A 7,789-nucleotide genomic window follows, 5' to 3' on the forward strand; every position below is an offset into this window, starting at 1 on the left:
CTTTTTTTTTTTTAGGTAAAAATGTTTTTGAAGTTATTGAAAAACTTGAAACTAAAGTGTATAATGTATATTGGTATTTTATCGACAAATACACATAAAAACAAAAGGAAAGGAATCTAAAAAAATGTTTTTTAGACGCCAAGAAGGTGAATATAGAGAGACGGATCGTGTGACCCGTTTCAAGTTGATCAAGTCAGGTAAGCATTGGTTGCGTGCCTCGACCTCTCAATTCGGCCTCTTTAAAGTCTTGCGTGGTGGTGTAGATGCTGCTCAGGTAACAACTGAAGTAATCGAAGAACAATCAGCAAATACACTGACTGGGTTGGATATCCTGAAAGGGATAGCAGCGGCAGGGACGGTACTTGGAGGAGCTATGGCTACTCAAGGACATGTATATGCAAATGAGAATGTAACTGTTGAAAAAGAAGTGGGAGGAGAAAAACCACTTGCATTGCAAGATTCAGCAGTCTTAGGTAAAGCAAAAGAGACTAAAGAAGAAGGGGAGCTTGCTAGTCAGGCGGATTCTGTCAGTCAGTCAAATTCAAATACTGAGTCAGACTCTACTACTCAATCTCAAAGTCTCTCTGAAAGTGCTAGCCAATCTCAAAGCCTGTCAGAAAGCGTGAGTCAATCTCAAAGTCTATCGGCTTCACTTAGCGATTCAGCTAGCCAATCAGCAACAACTTCAGAATCAAGCAAACCTGCGACTTCAGAGTCTGTAGCAACTGCTTCTTCAGAAACTGTTGCGGACCGTGCGGCTTCTACTCGTAAGGAAGAGCCATCTGTAGATGCAGCTCTTGCCAATACAATCAATCGTAATTTGAGTGCCATTGCCCACATCGGGGAAAGCTTGAATGCTCCTGCATCTGTGGAAAATAGCTTGACAACAGCAACGACAGATGTAGCTGTAGCAGCATCAGCAAATGCAACCGTAACTAAAAAGGCTCAAGAAGATCGTAAAAAGCTATCTAAGATTTCTGCTACTATGGGAGAATATCTAGCTAAGTCTGTTGGTCTACCAAACACGGGTGCAGCCGTTGCTAAAGTTAATGATGCTGTAACTGCTATCGAAGAAGCTCTTAAAAATCCAAATGCTGACCTTACAGAGGTTATCAAGCAGGCGACATCTGCACAAAACTCAATTGTCATTGCAGTGCAACGTGCTAGCTCAGGTAAAAATGATCCACGTAATGGGCAAGCAATAACGAGAGGTTCTCAATTACGAGCGGGTGCCTCTACTCAGGCTGGTAACCGTTACCTGAATACGTCTGAAACAACGGGAGCTAACGGCCAGAAAGAATTCTTCTTTGTATCTGGTGAAAACAGTCAAGCAGAAAACTGGGTTCGAGACCATACTGCTGTTAAAGCTACTCCTGAGTATGATTCGAAGGGTAAGATTAAATCCATTGTTTGGACTTTGATTCAAAATCCACGAGCAAACCGTTCATGGACGACCATGTATAAGTGGATTCAAGTGCCATCAGAAGTCAATATGCCTACTGAAGTTTCAACATCAAGCTATGTTGATACAATTACAGGTACAACAGGTAGACCTCCTATCGATTTCAGAGACCTGCCGATTGACAATAATAACAGCAGTTTGTTGCCTGATAGATGGAATAGTTATGAAAAAGCTTCAGATAATGAAATTGTCAGTGTTTCAAACTTCAATCGTTCAACTCAAGGGATTGTCAATCTAGGGGATAGAACGGAACATCAGAATATCCTGAAAGCTGGTGCGGATGGAGAAACAGATTCAACTGGTCGCTCTATCGGTCGTGGTCGTCGAGATCAATGGAATGGACCTGTTTGGGACAATAGCATTAAACATGCTATCGTTAATGATACTCGTACGATTTGGCAAAACTCTACAATCGGTGGGGCTCAAAACCGTGTAAACGTTACTCGTTTCAGAACTACAGTCAAAGATAATGTTGACCTCAAAAACATGAAAGTCTTCTTCGGTTCAGGAAGTCAATCTACTACTTTTGCGGTCGGAGAGATTTATACAAACCCACTAGGTATCACGAATGCACAAGCTTTCCCAATCGAGGCAGTAGATGGTGGTACTTACTTTGTTAATCAAGTAACAGCTCCATACAGCACAGCTAGCTTTACAAATGCTGGGGTTAAAGCTTGGGGTGTAAACGGAAACTTGAATGTCGGTTACGCTGACCCTAACCAATATACAGCTATCGTTGGAACAAATAACTATGCGCTAGATAAAGGAAAACGTCAAGGAAACGAAGTTCAAGTTGATTACGAATTCCGAGATACTAGAAACAACAATAGAAAAGTTGAAGCAACTGACGTTGCGAGAGAACCGGGTGTCTTTGATTACAAAATTCATCGTACATTTAGGGATGATGGTACATCTACGGATACTCCAGTTCGTTTCATTGTAAAACCGAAAACACCAAATATTACCACAACATTTACAGACGGACCAAACCGTCAGGATATTCGTGTTGAAAACTCAGTGCCTGGTAAGACGGTTGTTCTTGAGAAAAACGGTACACAACTAGCAACTGCAACAGCGGATAGTAATGGGGTAGCTACATTCACAAATGTTGCTTTGCAGACAGGGGATAAATTCCGTGCAGTAACCAAAGTTGAAAATCAAGCGCAGTACGTAGATAAAAAAGATAACATCACTAAGAACTACGTAGAGTCTGATAAGAGTAACCAAATCATCGCGCGTAATATTGACAACACTGCACCAACTATTACAGACATCACAGTCAATAAAGGTGCAAAAGTAGAAGGTCGTAAGATTATCGTTTACCGTGAAGAAGCCTTTGATGTCGACGTCAACTTGACTGATAACAGCAATAAGTTGAATAAGATTAAGGTTCATCCGAATGCTAATGTAGAGGCTCCTGCATCTGGTTTTGCAGTTTCGGATGGCGTAAATATTAGTGGTTCAGGAACTAATATTGCCTTTACAGATAAAAGCAAGAAGCTAGGACAAGAAAATAATGCAACAGCTACTAGTCCATATAAGGTAAATATTGCAGGTCAAGTCAGCAAGAATCAAGCAATTAATGATAACGATGTGACAAAAAATATGTGGACTCGTTACGTTAGTGGATATGATCAATCGGACTTAACAAATAACGACGGAAACAACGCTACTACAAACAATGCAAATATCCAGATCGAAGTTCGTAAGCAGTCTGACAAATATGCTCCGACAGCGACTACTCCAACAATTGACCTACCTGCTAATGGTACAGTAACAAGTTTTGCAAGTCCTGAAACTTATATTTCAAACAAAAACACACTCCCAACTAAAGGGACTACAGCTGGAACGACAACAACTTATGCCTGGAAACAAGGTGAATCAACAACCGTAACAGATGGAACGTTGAGACGTACAGTTGTTGTTACTTACCCAGATGGTTCAACAGATGAAGTGCCAGTTAACTTTAACGTGCGTGATAATGTGGCGCCGAAAGTTCAGCTTCAAGGTCATGATTTGCCAACAATAGAACCAGAAAACCCACTCTTTACTGTCTACCGTGGTGCAAACTTCAACCCAATGTTGAAAGCCTGGGATAACTCTGGTAAGGTAACAAGTCTTCGTATAGAGAATCTTCCTTCAGGTGTGACAGCAACTAACTTTACACCACAAACAGGTAAGACAGAGTCAAATAAATACGCAAATCGTCAATTTTCAGGTACTGTCGCTGATAATCAGAAGCTCGGTGTGCATACAGCTAAGATTTATGCGTCTGATGGAAATAATAACAATGTTACCTACTACATGAAGTATCGTGTGGTTGATGTAGTTAAGAAAAACCTTCCTGACAGCAATGAGATATCGCGTTCCTTGAATCAATCACTAGGAGATGCTCACCAGTACCTAGCAACGACAGATGCTAATGGACAGGTTCGTGATGATAGTTTCTTCCCAAGTGGTATGAACTTTGTCTGGACTGAGAATAATAATAATAGAACTTCTGCACAAGGACAAACGTTCACACAGCCTGGTAAATACACTCGTATTGCCAAAGCTGAGTTCCCGGCAAATGAAAAAAATGTTAATAGTGAAACACGTACAACATTTGCAGTTGATAAAGAGCAACTTGTCGTTGTAAAAGTACAACCAAGTACACCTAATGGTGAAGTTAATAGCTCAAATGGAGACGTTACAGTAACTCCGAAACAAGAGGCGAACGTAGACCAATTTTCTGTTACCTATACACCTGAAGGTCAAACAGCTCAAAAAACGATTACTGCTCGAAAAGCTAGCAATGGTAAATGGTCTATTCCAAATGCACCTACAGGGGTAACTGTAAATGCGGATACGGGTGTTATTACCTTGCCAGACCGTGCGGTAAAAGATAACACAGACATCATTTCTAAAGTTCAAACTCATGATGGAGTTGAGAGTAATACGGATACCATTCGTGCGGTAACCGTAGATACTACGCCACCAGTCATCACAGCTAAGGATGCAGTCATTACTGCAGGAGAGCCAATCTCTGAAACGGATATCCCAATCACAGTAACGGATGCAGGAGTAGGGGTAAAAGATGGTGGAGTTACCCTAAATCGACTTCCAGCAGGATTGCGCTTTGAAAATGGTAAGATTGTAGGAACACCAACTACTCCTGGTACTACTACTACTACTATTACAGCATTAGATAAGAAAAATAATACTGCTACAAAGGATATTACTATCCGTGTTCAAAGTCAGGCAGATAAGTATGTACCGACTGCGAAAAATATCGATACTGCAACAAATGCTGGTAAATTCTATGCTGTTCAAGGTGAGACAGATTTAGCAAATCAAGATCCTAAAGATTTCCTTGCAGGTAACTATCCTCAAACAGCTACCGTAAGATGGAAACAGGGATCAACACCAGATGTTTCGACTCCTGGTAATAAGGCTGCTAAGATCGAGGTAGTTTATGCAGATGGTTCCAAAGAGGATGTTGATTACAATTACCAAGTTTATCCAAAACTAGAAGCTAAGACAGTAAATGGTAAGACAGGTGTCTTTAACGCCTTTGTAAATAAAAATGTTATTGGTGGTCTGATTACGGATTACACCAATGTGGATGTCCTCAGAACACAATCACAAGGAACTGTGAATTGGACTTATCGCTACCGTTTGAATAACGAGGGCGAAGAGAAAGTAGTTGGCAACAGCCAAAACTTCAGTGCGGTTTGGAACAGCCAAACTCCTCACAGAACAGACTATACTGTTACAGCTCAATTTGCAAATGGCCGTTTTGGTACAGCATCAACATCAAATCCAGCTCTAACGACTACAACAAATATAAACTATACAGTTTATGATTTTGAACCAAAAGAAGTTCTGGAGACAACAGTTGGTGATTTAACACCGTTAAATAGGGTTATCAATTCGCCAGGTGAGGCCTTGAAACCAACAGCAACATCAAATGCAGCCCCAGAAGGTACGACCTATGCGTGGAGAAACGGTGAACGACCAGATGCCACGACCGTTTCTGAGCCAAAAATTAGTACTCACCGTGTCAATATTACCTTGCCTCAAGAATCTGGTTGGAGAGCAGCGTCAGACGAAAGAACGGTCCTTGTTAAAGTTAGACCACTGGCTCCGACTGTGAAGGCAGATACAGTGACAGAAAAAGGTGGTCTATCAGACCAAGCTATCACGGTTGAGAATGCTCTTCCTGGCGCAACAGTCAAAATGACGGTCGCTGGAGTAGAACTAGCTCCGAAACAAGCTGGCCAAGATGGAACAGTTACCTTCACTAAAGAAGACCTAGCCAAAGTATATGCAGCTAATGACGGCCTTCTTCCGAGGGATGGAGATGTAACAGTTAACCAGACGGTGAATAAGCCAAATCCAGCAAATGGAAACGCTTTGGAACCATTGGTATCAGATGATGCAACTGCACGTATCACTCCTGAAACAACTCCACCTCGCGTTAAGAGCAACACTGTTAAGGTATACAACGAAGCTAGCAAAACATGGGAAGATACTCCAAAAACAACTGACCAAGGCTTGCCAACTTATATCTTCTATGCAGGGGATAAACTTCAGTTCGAAACCAAGTTTACAGATAACAGTGGTAAGGTTGCCTCAAGTGCTATCCGTCAAGGAAAGACTTCTGCTTCAGAAACTTCAAATGTCTTTGATGATTCCTTTGGAACAACATCAGCTAATAAGATTACTGACGTTACAACTGCAACAGAAAATAATCCAGCAACTGTAACAAACGAAGGAACTATTAAGGCGGATCTCGAGTATGCGGACGGAAATGCAGTAACTCGTTCAGTTACAGCAGAAGATAAAGCTGGTAACCGTTCAGGAGAAGGATCAACATTCCGTATTAAACAAGGACGTTTGAGTGAAAAGAATTCCAAGCTCAATCCAGCTCGTTTGATTCAAGTGGCGGATACAGATGCCCTTACTGAACAAAATAAAACGGATATTAAAAATGCAATTCGAACAGCACATGATACAGCGAAGGTTCGAGAAGCTACTCGTATTGATGATATTACGTTCGAAAATGGTTTCGCGAGGATCACTTATAAGGATACAACAAGCCGTACCATCCCAATTACGGATCTCGCTGTTTCCTTGAAGACACCAGTTATCCAGAATATGACAGAACAAGGGGGATTGCCAGACCAGTCAATTACAGTAAGTAATGTTAAACCAGGTGCAACTGTAACCTTGAACGTTACTGTGGGTAATACGACACGTCCATATACTAAGGTGGTCCCTGCCGATGCAACAGAAGTTACATTTGACAAGGCAGACTTAGGTCCTGAATATGCTACGAATGATTTGTTGACTAAGAATGCGACCTTGACTGCTACCCAGTCAGTCCCAGCAGGTGCAAATACAACCGACAGGATTACTTCAGCAGTTGGAAATGGAGCAATTACTAAAGAAAATGAAGTTCCAGAAGTAACATACGGGCTTGAAATTAAGAATGCAGATGGTCAGTGGGTTCCTGCAACTAAGAAGACAATCATCCAAGGGCAACCAGATGGTTATGAAATCTTTGCTGGAGATGAATACCGATTTGTAGCTACTGCTAAAGATAACAGTGGTAAAATAAATAAATTCCTAGTTACAGATAATAGCCGAAAACAAACAAACTTCTTGGATACTTCCCACGCCTCAGGCGGGATTCTAGAGGGTGCAAACGTTCAGAAACCTACCTTCGAAGGTCCAGTAAAGGATGCTACAGAAACAAATCCTGCTACTGTAGAAACAACAGGTAGATTAAATCCAGAAGAAACTTGGGTGCAAGGTAGAGGTTTAAGAACAACGACCCCTGAGTATCCAACAAACCGTTGGACACGTAGAATTGTTACAAGAGACGCGAATGATAACGAAACACAGACAGAAGTCTTTATCGTTGTTCAAGGGAAATTGAAAGACAAATTCCCAGCTGTCACACCTTCGACAGTACCAGTAAGCAATGCAACTGCTTTGACTGAAGATGATAAGAAAGCTGTCATTGCTGCGGTGAAAGCAGCGAATCCTGAAGTTGCAAATCGTATTAAAGCAGGAGATGCTGGTTATACGATTGACTCAGATGGTAATGTAACCATTACTTATAAAGATGGTACGCAAACTACAGTCAAACCACCTGTATCAGACGTTGAGTACAAATCAGTGTCTGCAAGTGCTTCAGTTAGTCAATCAGCTTCAGCTGTATACTCACAATCAGCTTCAGCAAGCACATCAGCAAGCGCGTCAGCTTCAACTAAAGTCTCAGAGTCAGCTTCAACAAGCAACTCAGTAAGTGAGTCAGCCTCTAAGCAAACATCAGAGTCA

General features: G+C 41.5%; 1 protein-coding gene. It reads left to right on the plus strand.

Annotation, left to right across the window (positions count from 1 at the left end):
- Nucleotides 1–124: 124 nt before the first annotated feature.
- The coding region (locus ADI58_RS03140; RefSeq protein WP_049521420.1) for an accessory Sec-dependent serine-rich glycoprotein adhesin at nucleotides 125–7,789 on the plus strand (7,665 nt) is incomplete at its 3' end.

This window comes from Streptococcus mitis, assembly GCF_001074635.1.
In the GTDB taxonomy this organism is placed as follows: domain Bacteria; phylum Bacillota; class Bacilli; order Lactobacillales; family Streptococcaceae; genus Streptococcus; species Streptococcus mitis_E.